Genomic DNA, 17,531 nt, shown 5'->3' with positions numbered 1-17,531 from the left:
ATGTATGAAAAAGTAATTAGAGATAATGTTCACGGAGATATTTATTTTGATCATCCCGTTTATATTGAAATTATTAATACAAGTGAAATGCAAAGACTAAGAAGAATTTTGCAACTTGCTGGAACACAATTTGCCTATCCAAGCGCCACACACACAAGATTTAGTCACTGTATTGGTGTATATCATGTTTTAACAGAATTTTTTAAAAATAAAGCTTTTCAATTTATTGATAAAAAAGAACAAATGCTAGTTAAATTGGCAGGTTTGATGCATGATGTAGGTCACACAGCTTTTTCTCACACATTTGAAAAAATCACAAATAAATCTCACGAACAATACACAGCTGAAATTATTAAAAATCCCAATGGAGATATCAACAAAATTTTAAGAAACTATCAAATTGATGCAAATGATATAGTTTCAATTATCCAAGGAACGTACAAAAATAAAATTATTAATTTATTAGTTAGTTCACAAATTGATGCTGATAGATTTGATTATTTAATTAGAGATTCTTATAACTGTGGCGTTGATTATGCAACTTTAGATGTTAAGTGATTAATTAGAAACGCTCAAATCAAAGATGATAAAATTGTCTTTCCTTTTAAAACAATCTATGCTATTGAATCTTATTTGCTAGGAAGATATCATATGTACCAGCAAGTTTATAATCACAAAATTTCAATTAGTTTTGATGCTGTATTTATAAGTTGATTTAAAAGAGTTAAATCTTTATTTAAAAACAAATATCAATTTAAAGATGATAGAATAGTAGGGTTGTTTAATAATCTATTCAACAACAAAGATCTTGAATTAGAGCAATATCTTAAAATTGATGATTATTTAATGTTTAACATTTTTTCAAATTGTAAAGAAGAAAATGATCAAATATTAAGTGATTTATCAAAAAGGATTATTAATCGAGAACTATTTGCTTGTAAAGATCAACAAGTTGTTGATAGAAAAACAATAGTAGATAAATTACTTCAAAAAGGATATGATCCGGAGTATTATTTATTAGAAATTATTACAAAACCATCAGTTATGTATAAAGTAAAACAAGATAATTTTAAAGATGAAAATATCTATTTAATCGACAATGTTACAAATCAAATTAAAACTCTTGAAGAAGTAAGTAAATTATTTTGTACTATGAATGAAATAAACAATCAACCAAATGAGATAAAATACTTATTTCCAAAAGAAGTAGAGTAATAAACAGAAGGTGAAAACATGACAAACAAAACAAATTTAAACTTAGTCTATGATTATCTACACGAAGTTAAAAAACCAACAAGTCTAAATCAAATTTGACAAGCTATTTCAGGTGATGTGATAAGCCAGAAAAAAGATGAAATCTCAGTTATTGCTGATTTATATGGAGACATGGTTTTAGATAATCGTTTTGCTTTAACTTCAGATAGTTTATGAGCATTAAGTATAGATCCTGAAGTTGAAGATATTAAAAGACAATTTGCCAATAATTTTGTTGATGAGTCAGAAAAAAAATCAAAAACTTCTAATTCTCAAGATGATTTAGATGATCAAACAACCATATTAGATGAAGACGATTATTTTAATCAAGAGCTAGACGAAGATTATGATGATGAATTTTATGATGAAAATGATGATTATGATGATATAGAAGATAGTTTTAATTTAGATCATGACGATGATTATGATGAATAATTTCTAAAAGTTGTAAAACTTATGTTTTTACGACTTTTTTATTTTTATTATTAAAATTATTATTGAAAACTGAAAGGAGAAAAATATGGCAAAGTTTATATTTATAACCGGTGGAGTTGTTTCTGGGTTAGGTAAAGGAATCACAGCTAGTTCTATAGGAGCATTACTAGAAGCAAGTGGATTAAAAGTCTTTATGCAAAAATTTGATCCATATTTAAACGTTGATCCTGGAACAATGTCTCCTTATCAGCATGGTGAGGTTTTTGTCACTGCCGATGGTGGAGAAACTGATTTAGACTTAGGTCATTACGAACGTTTTGTTAATGAAGAATTATCAAAAATCTCATCAACGAGTGCTGGAAAAATTTATTTGGAAGTAATTGAAGGTGAAAGACGTGGAGACTCACATGGTAAAACCATTCAAGTAGTTCCTCATATTACTGATGCAATCAAACATAAGGTTTATCTAGCTGCTCAGAGAAGTAAAGCTGATGTTGTGATTTCTGAAATCGGTGGGACAGTGGGAGATATTGAATCTCAACCATTTATTGAAGCTATTCGTCAAATTAGAATGGAACAAGGAAAAGAAAACGTAATGTTTATTCATGTTGTTTTATTATTATGACTAGCTGCTTCTAAAGAATATAAAACAAAACCTATCCAATATTCAGTAAGAGAAATTGTTAAGCTTAGGAATTCAACCCGATGTTATTATTTCAAGAAGTGATAAAAATTCACCACAAGAAATTAAAGAAAAAGTATCTTTATTTTGTAACGTTCCTATTCAAAATATTATTGATGCTGTAGATCAAGACTCAATTTATCGAGTTCCACTGGCTATGGCTGATCAAAATTTACATAATTTAATAATTAGTCAATTAAGGCTAAAAGCAAAAACAATTGACCTATCATCTTGAAAACAGTTTAATAAAAAAATAGATACTTCAACTGAAGAAATCGAAATAACATTTGTTGGAAAATATATAGAATTACAAGATGCATACCTTTCTGTTATCGAATCTTTAAAAATCGCAGGTTGAGAATTTAATAAAAAAATTAAAATTAAATGAATTCAAGCAGATAAGTTAACTGAACAAAACTATAAAGAATCATTAAAAGTTTCTCAAGCAATTTTAGTTCCTGGAGGCTTTGGAAATAGAGGAATTGAAGGAATGATGTTAGCAAGTCGCTTTGCAAGAGAAAACAATATACCTTATCTTGGAATTTGTCTAGGAATGCAAATTGCAACTATTTCTATAGCTAGAGATTTATTGGGATGAAAAGATGCTAATTCAACTGAGTTTGATGAAACAACTTCTCATGCAATTTTTGATTTTATTAAAGGAATTGATCGACACAATATTGGTGGAACATTAAGATTGGGAACAATGCCAACTAAATTAAATCCAGAATCAATTGTTGCTAGATTATATCAGTCTGAATATGCATTTGAAAGACATCGCCATAGATATGAATTTAACAATGAATTTAAAAAAGATTTTGAAAGCGTTGGATTAAGATTTTCAGGAATTTATGAAGAAAAAAACCTTGTAGAAATAGTTGAAATACCTTCATTAAAATTTTTTGTAGCAAGTCAATTCCATCCAGAATTTACTTCACGTCCTAATAAACCAAATCCGTTATTTAAAGGCTTTATTGAAGCAATTGTTAAAAACAATAACTAATAGTTATGCCTAATTTTCAAACAATTAATAAGCTTTAAAGATGATAAAATAAACCTGTAAAAGGAGAAAATAAAATGCCAAAGTTATATCATAAAAGACTAGTCAATGCTACTAAAATGGTTAATGATGCCCATAAAAATAAATATGCAATTGGACATTTTAATATCAATAACTTAGAATGAACAAAATCAATTTTAGAAGCTGCTCAAGCTTCTAATACACCAGTTATTTTAGCAACCAGTGAAGGTGCTATTAAATATATGGGCGGGATTGAAACTGTTGTAGGAATGGTTAATGGATTATTGGACTTTTTAGATATTACAGTTCCTGTTGCTTTACATTTAGATCATGGTCAATCAGTTGAAATGGCTAAAAAATGTATTCTGGCAGGTTATTCATCAGTGATGTTTGACGGTTCACATTTACCATATGAAGAAAATCTAAAAATGACTAAAGAACTAGTTGAATTCGCAAAAGAATATGAAGTTTCAGTTGAAGCTGAAATTGGTTCAATTGGTGGTGAAGAAGATGGTGTTGTTGGACAAGGAGAGCTAGGTGATTCAGCTCAAGCAAAAGAAATTTCAACAACAGGAATTTCAATGTTAGCTGCTGGAATTGGAAACATTCATGGGAAATATCCAAGCTGATGAACTTCACTATCATTCGATACTTTAAACTCACTGCAAAAAGCATGCAACATGCCAATGGTATTGCATGGTGGATCAGGTGTTCCACAAGAACAAGTTAAAAAAGCAATTTCACTAGGAATTTCAAAAATTAATGTTAATACTGAATTACAATTAGCATTTAGAGATGCAACTAGAAAATATATTGAAGAACAAAAAGATCTAGATGATGCTAAAAAAGGATTCGATCCTCGTAAATTGCTAAAACCAGGTTGTGATGCTTTAAAACAAACTTTTTTAGAATTAACAGAATGATTTGGATGCAAAAACAAAGCTTAAAAGCTATAAATTTAAATAATAATAAATAATACATTCATTAATTTGGATGTATTTTTAGTAGTTATTAAATAGGTTAATATAGATTAACAATAATCTCATCATAAAGTAATTTATTAAAAAATAGTCTATTTAAAATCTCTATTAAAAATCCTTAGACTTAGTATTTAATTATTATTTTTTTGATGTAATTAAAAATTTTATTTTCTATTTTTTTGTTATATACTTTATATCGTATCAAATATCAAAATGATAACATAGCAAGGAGCAAAGACTATGCCAAAAAGTGATATTCAACCAAAATACTTTAATGAAGCAAAATTTGTTTGCACAACTTGTTCAAATGAATGAATTTGTGGAACTACTAAAGCAGAAGAAGTAAGAATTGATATTTGTTCAAATTGTCACCCTTTCTTTACAGGTGCCCAAACATTTGTTAATAATGCTGGACGTGTTGAACAATTTAAATCTAAATTTGCAAAAAGAGACTCAATTAAAGCAACTGTTGAAAAACATTCAGCTGATCAAAAAGCTAAAAATAAAACAAGTAAATAATCAATTTATACTCACAACTGCATTGTTGTGAGTTTTTCTTTAATAAAGAAAATAAGGCTTAAATAATTTAAAATAATATATAGATAAATGGGATCGGAGGTAGACAAATGTCGTATCGATTTAGTGAATTAACCTTTTTGTCCAAAGATCCGAAAATAGAAAAAATTAACTTTACTGCTGATGATGGTGAAATAATAAATGTTGTCATTCAAGAACCTGAAAAATTTAATTTCTTTAAAAGAGTTTTACTAGGAAAAGAAAAAAATAAAACAGGAAGATATCAGATAGATGATATTGACATTGTTAGCAAACAATTTGTTAAAAATAATGTTGAATACATCAAAAATAATAATCTTTTTAAGAGATTGATTCCTGCTAAATGAGTATTAGCTTTGTCATTATTATTTGATTCAAGATTCTTAAGAAAAGCGATGGTTAAATATAATGAAGAAAAATATAATTATTTTTCTTTTGTTGCTTCAAAAAATGAAATTAACGATCAAAAAGTAAGAAAAAATATTGATAAAGTTATGTCTCAGTTTATTACTAATTCAACCACAACTGAGCAAAAAGTATTAAACGATTATTTAAGAAATTTATTAAAATATAATCAAAAAAAACCTATTGAAATTTTTAATGATTTACCACCGCAAATAAAAGTTCTTTCAAGAATGATCGAAAACTTAAAAGTAACAATAAGAATTAATCAATTAATGTTAATGTTTCAACAAATTATGTGAGATAACATTTATACATTTGACGAATTGCGTGATTCTTGTAGTTGTGAGTATAATGTTAAAAGATCATCAAATAAAGAATTAAAAAAAGATTGAAAAAAATTTAATTATTCACAAACAAAATATGTAGTAGCAAAACAATTAAAAATTATTGGTTCAAAAATAACTGAATTAAGATTAGCAATTTATAAAGATAATAAAAAATTAAAACAGCTTCAAAAACAAATTAATTTTGAATTTAAAAAGTATTTCAAGCAAAATAATATTTCTAAACCTTTATTTAGTAAAACTGACTATGCCTACAAAAATTGACAAAAAACCGTTGAAGATCAACTAACTGATATTGAACTAAAACAAAAAGAAGATATGCTAGGATTACTACGTCAAGAGTGTAAATTAGTAGGTAAACAAATTGCTTATTTTATTCATAAATATCATGAGCAAATTATTTCTGGAAATACTAAATATAATAATAAAAATGAATATTTAGTTTTAAAAAAATACTATAAGTCACAAATTAAAAATGTTTTTCAGCAAGCAACCGAATGAATGAGTGAAAATGTTGAAAAATATAACATGAAATTTCAATGATTTATTAAAAGTAGTTTTCAAGTTTCGCCGCTAAACCTTATTTATATTAAGATCTTAAAAGCAATTAACTTAAGTAAAAAAAATATTGTGTTTTCAAATTTCACTCAACTTTTAACACAAAAAGATTTTGATAAATTAATTAATACAATTAAACGCATTCAAGAATTTAATCCTTCTTTAACTTTTATTTTTTTAAATGATTCACTTAGATATGTTCAAGACTTATCAAAACTAATTTATACAGTTAATAATAACAATTTAGAACTTTTATCAGCTGAAAAGATTTTTGATCTAGGTTTAGATTATGATTATCAAATTAATTTCAATAATTTGAAATATCAAAAAACTAAACTAGGTCAAATTGAAGTTGAAAATAAAAACTGAAACATACAAGCTAATTATCTTAAAAAAACCGGAACTATTTTTTTAAATCCTTTTAGGATTAGTTTAAATTTTAGCAATAGCAATGATTTACCAATTATTTTGAAATTAGTTAAATCTAATAAATTTAATGACAAAAATATTTACTGTGGAGTTACTGAATACAAAACCAAAATCTTTTTTTACAATCAAGCATCGCAATTAAAAATTAGTAACAAACTCGTTATTTATTTAAACAAAGAAAGCATAAGTAAGATTGTTTCAGAAGAGGTTAAAGATGTTAGACATTAAAAAAAGCGAAATTTTAATAGAAAAAATTAAACAATACAATAAGATCATTATTGCAAAGCATAAGCTACCGGACTGAGATGCTCAAGGTAGTGCTATGGGACTTGCTTATATTATTGAAAAAAATTTTGATAATAAAACTATTTATGTTGTTGGTGATAGACTAAATGATGATACTGATTTTTTAGCTAATCAAATTAGTGATCAGTTTGTAAGTGATTCATTGTTAATTACAGTTGATACAGCGGTTAAATCTAGAGTTGATTTTGACAGATTTGATTTAGCTAAAGAAACGTTTAAAATAGATCATCACATTAACGTTGAAGATTATGCAGATAATGATTTAATTTTAGATTCATCAATTGCTAATACAATGGTTATTAGTTTATGAGCAATGCAAATGAATTTAATAATTCCTAAAAAAGCGGCTCACAACTTATATTTAGGACTGTTAACTGATTCAGGAAGATTTTTATATGATAAAACTGATACCAAAACTTTTATGGTTGCTTCTAAATTATTAGAATTTGGAGCTGATCTAAAAAAAGCTAATGACTATTTATATGTCTCACCACTAAAAATGAGAAAATGAATGAACTTTGCCTTTTCAAAAGTTCAATTCACTGATTCAGGAATAGCCTATCTTATCTTGACTAAAAATGACTTAGTTGACTGAGACTTAAACTATGAAGAAATAAAAACTTCATTACTAACTATGGCAGGAATTTCTGAAATTAAGATCTGATTTACAGTTATTGAATATCAAGATCAATTAAAATTATCATTAAGAAGTAGAGATTATGAAGTTAATAAAATTGCTCAAAAATATAATGGTGGAGGACATAGATTAGCTGCTGGAGCTAAACTGGTTTCACTAGAAGAAGTCCCAACACTAATACTTGAATTAGAAGAACTATTAATTAAGGGGTAATAATATGAATGATATAAACGAAACTGAAATGAGTTGTTCAAATAATAAAATGGGATGAATTGAATTAATTACTGGTTGTATGTTTGCTGGAAAAACCGAAGAATTTATCAGAAGAATTAGAGTTTTATCATATGCAAAGAAAAAGGTTGTAGTTTTTAAACCTGGAATTGATCAGCGTTATTCAAAACACCATGTAGCTTCTCATTCTGGAACTATGCTTGATTCGTATATTGTGCAAAACAGTAGTGATATCAGAAAAATAATTGATAATGAAAATTTAACTAAGATAGTTGACGTTGTAGGTATTGATGAAGTACAATTTCTTGATGAAGATATTGTTGAATTAATTGATCAACTAGCAGATCAAGGAATTATTGTAATTGTTAACGGATTAGATAAAGATTTTAGATCTAAGCCCTTTAAAAATGTTGATAAATTATTAGCTTTAGCTGAATTTGTTACCAAATTAAGAGCACGATGCCATATATGTGGAAATTTTGCAAATCGATCACAACGAATTGTTGATGGCGAACCTGCAAAATGAGATTCACCATTAATTCTTGTTGATGGAACTGAGAGTTATGAAGCGCGATGCCGATCTTGTTATGTGCTGCCTAAAAAGGAGGATTAGTAAATGAATCCAAAAACGTATGAAGCGTTAGAAACCATGCAAAAACGATTGATTCAAATTGAACAAGACCTGCAAAAAGAAGAAGTTTTAAAAGATATTAAAAAGTTTACTGAATTAAATAAAGAAAGAGCTAATTTAGAAGAAGTTGTTCAAAAATTTGTTGAATATAAAACAGCAAAACAACAGATTCAAGACGCTAAAAAAATTTTAGAAAACGAAAAAGACCCAGAATTAATTGAATTAGCTAAATTGGAACTTGAAGAAAATACCTTAAAACTTGACCCATTAATTAAAGTAATTGAAGAACTATTATTACCAAAAGATCCTAATGATGATAAGAACGTTATTGTAGAAATCAGGGGAGCTGCAGGTGGTGATGAAGCTAATATTTTTGCTGGTGATCTATTAAGAATGTACAAACTTTATGCTGAAGAGCAAGGTTGGAAAATTAGTATCATGGAAGCATCGGTAGGTGAAGCTGGTGGATATAGTCAAGTTGTTTTTATGATTAAAGGCGACAGAGTTTATTCAAAATTAAAATTTGAATCAGGTGCTCATCGAGTTCAACGTGTTCCAAAAACTGAAGCAAAGGGTAGAATTCAAACATCAACTGCTACGGTTGCAGTTTTACCTGAAATGAGTGAAGTTGAAGTAGATATTAAACCTTCAGATTTAAGAATTGATACTTATCGTTCATCTGGGGCTGGAGGACAACACGTTAATACTACTGATTCGGCAGTCAGAATTACTCACATTCCAACAGGAATAGTTGCAGCTAGCCAAGATGGTAGAAGTCAGCATGACAATAAAGATGTTGCTATGACTATGCTGAGAGCTAAAATTTATGAAGCAGAATTAGAAAAACAACAAGCAGAAGCTGATGCTAATAGAAAAAGTGCTGTTGGTACTGGAGCAAGATCAGAAAAAATTAGAACTTATAACTACCCTCAAAATCGGGTGACTGATCACCGAGTTGGCTTAACTTTGAACAAATTAGATCAAGTTATGCAAGGAAACATTGATGAGTTTATCATTGCATTGATAAATGAAGAGCAACGACAAAAAGTTGCTAAACAATTAGAAAACAATAATGATTAGTATATATAAAGTTTTTAACAAAATTTTAAATAACAAAAACATCAGCTGTTCTAAAGCTGATGTTTATACTATTTTAAGTCATATTTTAAAAAAAGATTACCAGTGGATCGCTTCTAACTTAGATTACAATCTTTCTGATCATCAGCTAACTCAACTTGAAAAAATCCTAAATTTATTAGAAACAAATTACCCATTAGCTTATATTACAAAGAGTAAATATTTTTATAAACATAATTTTTATGTTGACAAAAATGTTTTAATTCCAAGAATTGAATCAGAACAAATTATTGATCTAGTTTATGATTTTGTAAAAAACAACAATAATTTAACTATTACTGATTTATGTACTGGTAGTGGATGTTTAGGCATTACCCTAGCATTATTAAATAGCTTAAATAATGTTTTGTTAATTGATATAGATGATAATGCACTAAATATTGCTCGTAAAAATCTTAAAAAATTTAATTTACATAATATTAGAGTTTTAAAATCTAATTTTATTAAAGTCCTTATAGATCAATCAATTAAATCAAATGTTTTGGTTTGTAACCCTCCATATATTGATGCCAATGATCAAACACTTTCTGAAAATGTTAAGTTATATGAACCTAATATTGCTTTATTTGCTAGTGATCGTGGCTTATATTTTTATAAAAAATTAATCAATAACATTGATAAAATTATGGATTTAGATCAAAATTTCATTATAGTCTTAGAATTTGGTTGAAACCAAAAAAAAATTATTGAAGAAATATTAAAAGATAATTGTTTAAAATATAATTGAGAATTTAAAAGAGATCATTACGGTAATTGAAGAAATCTAGTCATTAAAAATTTTTAGGAAAGATTAATATGAAAAATAACAGATCAAAATCTAAGTTTAAGCTCAAATTATTTGACAACAAATTTTCTGTGAAAATCACTGATGCCAATAAACAGGTTCAGAAGAAAAATGTTTCTATTTATACTAGATCTATTCTAGGAATAATTGTTTTTTTAATGACTATGATGCCATTTTATGCTTATTTACACATTATTTTTAACGATCCTGGACTAAACTTTTATTTTGAAAATTATCAAACAATTTCAAAATATGTCAATCTTCCTAGTAAATCTATAATCTGAGGATTTGCAATTGCAGGACTTGTGATGATGTTTTTAGTTGTTTTAATGTTTGTTTTATTTAAAGCTATTGTTAGTCTTTCAAACAATAGAAAATATAAACAAACTGTTATTGCTATAATCGTTTCTTTAAGTGTAATTGCAGTAATTTTTCAAACAATTTCTCAGTATTATTATGGTTTTATTGAAGACTTTTTAGATTATCAAATTGCAACAGCCGGATTTGCCAATAAACTACCTGAAATGAATCAAATAAATCAACAACTTAATGAGTTGTATAAAAATCACACGATTTTTAGATGAATAAGCGATGAAAAAATTTGATGAATTAGCTTTGCACAGTTTTTTTTAATCTTTACAGTAAGTATTTTACTTCAAAACGCTATATTTGCTGATTACTTAGAAGATTCAGAAGATAAATACATTACTTATATTAATCAAAAAACCCCTTTATTCACCGGTTCGAAGATAAAACTACTTATCAACAAAATATTTTCATATAAAGCAAGAATTTTAACTAATTGAGTGCTTGTTACTGTGTCAGGTATCTCATTAGTAGTTATTGTTTATGTAATAGGTATCTCTCTAAGTGGTCCTATTCAGTCATTATTCAAGTGAAGCTTTCAACTTTCTAATTTATTAAATGATTTTGAAGGCTATAGTACTATTTTTGAAAAGTATAAAGACAATTTAAATTTAACAAGAGTAGATCCATTGTTAGTGATCTCATTTCCTATTCTAGTCTTAGGAATTACCTTATCAACTTCATTATTTTTAGTCTCAATTTCATTGCGGGGACAAAAGTTTTATACCATTTCATTTAAAACACAATATATAGTATTATTTATTCAATCAATTTTATTAATTATTAGCACACTTGTCTCACAGCTAGAATTACAAAAGATTTTAACTGATTGAAATCATAATAACCAAGGAGCTAATTATATAGATGAGATAGAAGGAATTATAACAAAAGATAATTGAAATAAATTTTTAGAAAAGTTTCCATTAAATAAAATTGATCAAGAAATCGAAAGTATTTTCACAAATAATTATCTAATTTTTTCTGAATTTACAATTTTAATTACATCAACATTAGTTTCGTTTGCCATTATTGGTAAAGGTATTTACATTAAAGAAAGTATTATTAAAGAAGTTGAACAAGCAATAGAACAAAAAAATTCTAGGTTCTGAAGAGGTTATACACATGTTAAAAAAACATGAAGAAAGTAAAGCTATTGAATTATTAAAACAAAATAAAATAATCATTTTACCAACCGATACAATTTATGGGCTATCAGCTATTTATAGTCTAGAAAATGAACAAAAAATCAATCTTATTAAAAATGCTGATATTAATAAAAAACTAATTATTTTAATATCTAATTTAGACCAATTAAACGATTTAAAAATAATAGATGATCATGATAAAAATTACTTAGTATTAGATCAACCAACGACCGTGATTTTTGCAACTAGTAACAACTTAACAATTGCTGTTAGATTAGTAAAAAGAACTGATATTAAAAATATCATTAATCAGGTTGGTCCAATTATTTCAACAAGCGTTAATTTACATGGATCAAAACCATTAAAAAAATACCAAGATTTAAAAGAATTTAATAAAAAAATAACGTTATTTTTTGATACGGAATTAAATGGATCACCATCAAAAATTTATGATTCAATCAATAAAAAATATATTAGATAATCTTATAAAAAAGCTTATTTATACTTGATATTAAGGGTTAAAAATCATCAAAAAATTTATAGTTATGTAATAGTATAATTATACTCATATACGTTGAGTTTGCTTATAGTTTAGGTTAGGGGGAAAATTTTCTTATGAGTCAGTACAGTTTAATTTTTAATTACAGAGAAAATAAACATTATAATTTAGAGCTTAATTCGATAATTAAAAAAAGAGGTCTTAACACTTATGAAGAATGAGTTCTTAAAAATCAGTTAGATTCAGGATTTACTCCAGTTTGTGCTGTTAATGAAAGAAACGGAGTTTTAGGAGTTTGTGGTTTTGTTAAAAACGGGATTGCTATTAATAAAATGACTATTAATTCACTATTAGTTGCTAATCAGTTTATTAAATCAAAATCTGGAAATGATCATATGGTTGATCAACTAATTAAAGGACTAGTTGAAAAATACGAAAGAATAGTTGATGTTTTTTATAGTTTTTCAAATGTTGAAAATGATCCAGTTTTAATAAGAAATGGATTTAAAAAAGTTAGAGAATATACTTACTTTATGCAATGAGATCCAGAATTTGAACCAAAAGCATCAGTTGTGAAAAAATTATATCCCGAATTAAATAATAAAGAGTTAGAATTTATTAAGGAGCAATTATTTCACACAGCCAGAGACAACTCCTTGTTTTCTATAAAAGAAGATAGAAATTTACAAATTTATAATTTATTAAAATACTATAAAAACAATGTTTATTATTTACCAAATCTAGATGCAGTTGTAATCTTTGCAATTAATGGGCATACATTCCAACTACTAGGAGTTTATTCAAAAAAAGAGATCGATATTAAAACACTATTAGAAGCAGTAGTACCAAAAGGAATTTCATTAATTGAATTTTATTTTGTTCCAAACATTAAAAATAAATTTGTTGTTAAGGAATTAAGAAAAATAATGGTTGGTGAAGAACACCATAGATCATTTCTATATATTAAAGAAAACACAACAAATCTAGAGATTTCAAAATTTGTTTTCCCTTTATTAAATAGATTGAAATAGGCTTAGACCTATTTTTTTATAGTATAACTAGATAAAAGGTAGGTTAATTTCATGAGTAAAAGATTAACTAAAAAGAAAGTGGCTCTTTTTTTAAAAAGAGAAAAGTACTTTAAAGAATTTGTTAATCAAAACGATCTAGTTTATTCAGATTTCAAACAGAGTTTTGCTAATAAAAGAGTTGGTTTATTAGTAAAAAGTTATCTTAATATTTTAGGTATATCTGATATTACTATTAATACTGAAAATCATTGAGAGGTTTTAAATTTTATTAATTTAAGTTCCTATTATTTTTACTATCACTATACTAAGAAACTTTCATCAAAAAAATTAACCCAAATTCTAAATACAATTAGATTGACAGCTAAAAAACATAGTTTTACCAAACTTGAAAGCAATTATGAAAAAGAGTTGTTAAAAATTTTAAAAAGAGATTATCAAATTACTTTTACTGAAAAACAAATTCAAAAATATTTTAATTATCATGAAATTTATAACTATGTAGCTAATGCTTTTTGTAGAGCTTTTCAAAAAGAAAAAAAACAACAAATTTATGATTATGCTTATTGATACATTTTGCATGCTTACACTAGAAAATATTTAAGAGAAAAACAACAAAATAATATTTGATACAAACTGTTTTTTTTAGAACTAATTAGTAGTCAAAAATTTATTCAAGCAATATCTGATTTTTCGCCAGAACTATTTAACATACTAATTATTAGAAACAATAAAATTTTAAGCTCAAGAGAATCACAGCGAAAGGTAGAAGACTGATGAAAAAACCATTAATAACAACTTTTTCATTAATCTTTATGTTTGGATTAGCAATCGCAGTTTTAGTATTAACCGGGATTTATTTAACATCTTGAAACATAATTGTTTTTATAATTTTTCATGCTATTTCTTGTATCTGAGCTTTGGTTGTTATTACTCATAAAAAAAGAAGGTTTGAAACTAGAATTAGATGATTTTGTTTTATAGTTTTTGTACCAGTTTTTGGAATTATTTCTTATATTTTTTTTGGTAGACCATATAAGTATAAAACTACTACAAATTATTTGATGCCCGAATTTAAACAAACTCAATCAAAAAAAGAATTAAAAGAAATTGAAGAAATTTTAAACACAAAAATACCTCAATATAAACGCACATTTAAAACAGCTCAAAGCCAAGATAAACTAAACTTACATATTAATAGTGATGTTGAATTTTTAGATAATGGTAATAAATTATTTTCAAGACTTTTTAAAGATATACAAAATGCCAAAAAGTACATTTTACTAAACTTTTATATTATTAAGGAAGGTAAGTTGTTAGATGATTTAACTAAGTTACTAATTAAAAAAATGAAACAAAATGTTAGAGTTTATATTATTTATGATTTTGTTGGTTCTTATGATCTTTTTTCTCAGTCTAGAAAAAAATTAATTAAAAATGGAGCAAACATTGTTAGTTATGCTAAATTACACTTTCCATTTATAAAATGAACAGCTAACTATCGAAACCATAGAAAAGATGTTTCGATAGATGGAAAGATTGGATATGTTGGTGGAATTAACATTGGTGATGAATACATTAATTTAAGTAAGAAGTTTGGATATTGAAATGATGCACATCTAAGAATAGTTGGTAGTGCTGTGCAATCAATTGAAAAGATATTTGTAAGCGATTATGATTTTTATAAAAATAATAAAGCTGCCAGTATTTTAGAATTAGAAAAAAATATTGGAAAACCTCATCCACTTAAAAATGAAAAGAAATCATTAGTTCAAATAGTTTCATCAGGACCTAATCACAATGAACCAATTCACCTTTCTACTTTTACTAATTTAATTAACTCTGCTCAAAGTAGAATTTGAATTTCAACTCCTTATTTTATCCCACCCCAAGAAATTATAAGTGCGCTAATTTCAGCTGCTAACACTGGAATTGATGTAAGAATTCTAATTCCTGGATTAAGTGATAAAGCATTCATTTTAGATGAAACAAAACAATGAACAAGAGAATTATATAAAGCTGGAGTTAAAATTTATTCAATGAATAATATTTTTAATCATGCTAAAGTTTATTTATTTGATAATGAAATTTCATTTGTGGGTTCAACTAATCTAGACTTTAGAGCTTTGTTTGCCGACCAACAAACTATGGTATTAACTTACTCAAAAAAATTAAATAAACAAATTAGTAAAAAATTTGAATTAGATTTTAAACAGAGTTTTGAATTTAACTTTATACCTAATGCGGAAATATCTTGAATTAGAAGATTTTTTGTTAGAGTATTAAACATTATTCAGCCTTTGTTGTAGGAGTGTTATGCTATTAAAACAAATATATTTAGAAATTAATGATTTGTACAACCAATTTAAAATGTGCTCAAGTTTTAGTTATCTAGCTGAATACAATCATTTAATTAGTAACAATCATTTAATTAAAAATATAAGTCAAGCTCAAGAATTTAAAAAAGTAGTTGATTTATTATATCAAGAAGGAACAGTTAATAATTTTTTAAATCTAAGTATTTACAATCCGATTAAAAAAATTTCATTTAAACTTAGTTATTTTTTAAATTATTTATGCGTTTATTATGCTGAAATTAAAGATAAATCTAACTACATAAAAGTAACTAGTTTAATCAATTTAGCAATAATTATTAAGTTTGAATATAAAGATTATTTAATTTCTCAAACTAAGTTAAATGATCTTTTAAATGATTTTGAAAAATTAGATCTTAATAAAGTTTATAAGAATTTAGATAGTTCAATTGAAACTTTTATTAGAGAAATCTCAACAGTGTTAATTAAAAATGATCAAATTAGAAATGATTCTGATAAGTTAAATAACTTATATAACTATTTAGAAATATTAAAGTTTATAACAATAATTTAATAAGAACTTCAAGATTGTTTATCTTACAGATGATCAGTTTTGCAATGAAACTAATTAATGAATAAGAAAAAAATAGCTAGGTCTAGTTTTGATAAAGTTATTAAATTATTTGTTTAATAGATATTAAAAAGACATTGATAAAAATTTAATTGTAATAGAGATTTTTTGTTATATAAGTTATATAATATTAAAAGTGTTAATTCGATACACACGGAAGTGTGAAAGGAGGAAGACAGATGCCAACAATTAATCAATTAGTTAAAGTAAACCGTAAAGATAAGACATGAAAAACTAAAGCACCTGCTTTAAATAGAGGGATAAACTCTTTAAAGAAAAAAGTAACTAAGATTTCTTCACCTCAAAAACGTGGAGTATGTACTCGTGTTGCTACAATGACACCTAAAAAACCTAATTCAGCATTACGTAAATATGCTCGTGTTAGATTAACTAATGGAATGGAAGTTAACGCATACATCCCTGGAGAAGGACATAATTTACAAGAACACAGTGTTGTTTTAATCCGTGGAGGTCGTGTTAAAGATTTACCGGGAGTACGTTATCACATTATTCGTGGAACTTTAGATACTCAAGGAGTTAATAATCGTAAACAAGGTCGCTCGTTGTATGGAGTTAAAAAACCTAAAGCTAAAAAGTAATTAAAATTAGTTAATTTTAAACCGTGTGAAAGACAAACAAGACACATTTAAGTAGCAAATTAATAAATTAAAAAGAAAGGAGTTATACAAGATGCGTAAGAATAGAGCTGAAAAAAGAGATGTTCTAGCAGATCCAGTTTATAATTCAAAATTAGTAACTCGTGCTATCAACAAAATCATGTGAGATGGTAAAAGAGGGATTGCTCAATCAATTATTTATGATGCTTTTGACATTATTAAAGAAAAAACTGGTCAAGAGCCAATTGAAGTATTTAATAAAGCTATTGAAAATATTAAACCTCATTTAGAATTAAAAGTTCGTCGTATTGGAGGAGCTAATTATCAAGTTCCTGTTGAAGTTTCAGATGAAAGACAAATTACTTTAGCATTACGTTGATTAATCAATTATGCAAGATTAAGAAATGAAAAAGTAATGACAGTGAAGTTAGCTAACGAAATTATAGATGCATCAAATAACACAGGTGGATCAGTTAAAAAACGTGAAGATACTCACAAAATGGCAGAAGCTAACAAAGCATTTGCACACTATCGCTGATAA

17 protein-coding genes and 1 pseudogene are annotated in these 17,531 nt (G+C 26.2%); all 18 read left to right on the top strand.

From position 1 onward, the window contains the following. The 18 genes and pseudogenes from MPUT_RS03380 to rpsG all read left to right on the top strand — a co-directional run bounded on the left by MPUT_RS03380 (position 1) and on the right by rpsG (position 17,531). Positions 1–1,215 (top strand): HD domain-containing protein, encoded by a 1,215-nt coding sequence (locus MPUT_RS03380; protein ID WP_014035377.1) that lies wholly within the window; start codon positions 1–3, stop codon positions 1,213–1,215. A gap of 18 nt (positions 1,216–1,233) precedes the next feature. Then, on the top strand, positions 1,234–1,689 hold the full coding sequence (rpoE, locus tag MPUT_RS03375; RefSeq protein WP_014035376.1) for a DNA-directed RNA polymerase subunit delta: 456 nt from the start codon (positions 1,234–1,236) through the stop codon (positions 1,687–1,689). 85 nt (positions 1,690–1,774) lie between these two features. Then, positions 1,775–3,374 (top strand): annotated as a pseudogene (locus MPUT_RS03935) (CTP synthase). A gap of 74 nt (positions 3,375–3,448) precedes the next feature. After that, complete coding sequence (gene fba, locus MPUT_RS03365) at positions 3,449–4,339, top strand: class II fructose-1,6-bisphosphate aldolase (protein ID WP_014035375.1); 891 nt, start codon at positions 3,449–3,451, stop codon at positions 4,337–4,339. 273 nt (positions 4,340–4,612) lie between these two features. Beyond that, positions 4,613–4,891, top strand: a complete 279-nt coding sequence (gene rpmE / locus MPUT_RS03360; RefSeq protein WP_014035374.1) for a 50S ribosomal protein L31 — start codon at positions 4,613–4,615, stop codon at positions 4,889–4,891. Positions 4,892–4,998: 107 nt separating this feature from the next. Next, positions 4,999–6,891 carry a hypothetical protein gene (locus tag MPUT_RS03355; protein ID WP_014035373.1) on the top strand — a complete coding sequence of 631 codons (1,893 nt, stop codon included), beginning with the start codon at positions 4,999–5,001 and terminating at the stop codon, positions 6,889–6,891. Continuing rightward, a complete protein-coding gene (locus MPUT_RS03350; RefSeq protein WP_014035372.1) occupies positions 6,878–7,819 on the top strand; it encodes a DHH family phosphoesterase in 942 nt (313 codons plus the stop codon). Before MPUT_RS03355 ends, MPUT_RS03350 begins: the two co-directional genes overlap by 14 nt. A 4-nt stretch (positions 7,820–7,823) precedes the next feature. Then, positions 7,824–8,450: a thymidine kinase gene (locus tag MPUT_RS03345; protein ID WP_014035371.1), complete on the top strand. Its 627-nt coding sequence runs from the start codon at positions 7,824–7,826 to the stop codon at positions 8,448–8,450. Between the two features lie 3 nt (positions 8,451–8,453). Then, positions 8,454–9,548: a peptide chain release factor 1 gene (prfA, locus tag MPUT_RS03340; protein ID WP_014035370.1), complete on the top strand. Its 1,095-nt coding sequence runs from the start codon at positions 8,454–8,456 to the stop codon at positions 9,546–9,548. Then, positions 9,541–10,389, top strand: coding sequence for a peptide chain release factor N(5)-glutamine methyltransferase (gene prmC, locus MPUT_RS03335; RefSeq protein ID WP_014035369.1), 849 nt, complete (start codon positions 9,541–9,543; stop codon positions 10,387–10,389). Before prfA ends, prmC begins: the two co-directional genes overlap by 8 nt. An 11-nt stretch (positions 10,390–10,400) precedes the next feature. Continuing rightward, positions 10,401–11,903, top strand: coding sequence for a hypothetical protein (locus MPUT_RS03330; protein ID WP_014035368.1), 1,503 nt, complete (start codon positions 10,401–10,403; stop codon positions 11,901–11,903). After that, positions 11,878–12,381 carry an L-threonylcarbamoyladenylate synthase gene (locus MPUT_RS03325; RefSeq protein WP_014035367.1) on the top strand — a complete coding sequence of 168 codons (504 nt, stop codon included), beginning with the start codon at positions 11,878–11,880 and terminating at the stop codon, positions 12,379–12,381. Before MPUT_RS03330 ends, MPUT_RS03325 begins: the two co-directional genes overlap by 26 nt. 134 nt (positions 12,382–12,515) lie before the next feature. Then, a complete protein-coding gene (locus MPUT_RS03320; protein ID WP_014035366.1) occupies positions 12,516–13,430 on the top strand; it encodes a hypothetical protein in 915 nt (304 codons plus the stop codon). Between the two features lie 51 nt (positions 13,431–13,481). Beyond that, entirely contained in the window at positions 13,482–14,219 is a 738-nt protein-coding gene (locus MPUT_RS03315) for a hypothetical protein (protein ID WP_014035365.1), read from the top strand. Continuing rightward, positions 14,204–15,736 (top strand): cardiolipin synthase, encoded by a 1,533-nt coding sequence (cls, locus tag MPUT_RS03310; protein ID WP_014035364.1) that lies wholly within the window; start codon positions 14,204–14,206, stop codon positions 15,734–15,736. Before MPUT_RS03315 ends, cls begins: the two co-directional genes overlap by 16 nt. 7 nt (positions 15,737–15,743) lie before the next feature. Then, positions 15,744–16,316, top strand: a complete 573-nt coding sequence (locus tag MPUT_RS03305) for a hypothetical protein (RefSeq protein WP_014035363.1) — start codon at positions 15,744–15,746, stop codon at positions 16,314–16,316. Positions 16,317–16,552: 236 nt separating this feature from the next. Beyond that, positions 16,553–16,972, top strand: a complete 420-nt coding sequence (gene rpsL, locus MPUT_RS03300) for a 30S ribosomal protein S12 (RefSeq protein ID WP_014035362.1) — start codon at positions 16,553–16,555, stop codon at positions 16,970–16,972. A gap of 91 nt (positions 16,973–17,063) precedes the next feature. Continuing rightward, a complete protein-coding gene (gene rpsG, locus MPUT_RS03295) occupies positions 17,064–17,531 on the top strand; it encodes a 30S ribosomal protein S7 (RefSeq protein WP_014035361.1) in 468 nt (155 codons plus the stop codon).

This window comes from Mycoplasma putrefaciens KS1 (genome assembly GCF_000224105.1).
GTDB lineage: Bacteria > Bacillota_I > Bacilli_A > Mycoplasmatales > Mycoplasmataceae > Mycoplasma > Mycoplasma putrefaciens.
Note: the sequence above shows the minus strand (reverse complement) of the source record. Positions and strands in the feature narration are given on the sequence as shown.